The 280-nt window shown below is 39.3% G+C and carries 1 protein-coding gene; it reads right to left on the bottom strand.

Going from position 1 to position 280, the window contains the following annotated elements:
• A partial coding sequence (locus PZC42_RS20985; protein ID WP_277214043.1) for a CBS domain-containing protein occupies positions 1-280 on the bottom strand: 280 nt, incomplete at both ends.

The following is a 280-nucleotide window of genomic DNA, read 5'->3' as shown; positions in this document are numbered from 1 at the left end:
TCTGAACTAACAACGGGGGCAGCTAAGAAGTTATATTTTTTAATCATTTTGGCGACTTCTTCTTGATTGGTGTCTGAATCAACGGAGACAACGCGAGAACTCATTAAGTTTTGAACTAACTCATTTGATTGTGCTGTAAGCAAGTCTCTCAAAGAGACAACACCTACTAGTTGATCCTGTTCATTGACGACATATAAATAATAGATGGTTTCGGCATTCGGCGCTTCTTCTCGTAATTGCTCTATCACTTGTTGTGCACTATGTGAGGAAGCAAGTGAAA

This window comes from Isoptericola croceus, from assembly GCF_029382255.1.
GTDB classification, from domain to species: Bacteria; Actinomycetota; Actinomycetes; order Actinomycetales; family Cellulomonadaceae; genus Isoptericola; species Isoptericola croceus.
Note: the sequence above shows the minus strand (reverse complement) of the source record. Positions and strands in the feature narration are given on the sequence as shown.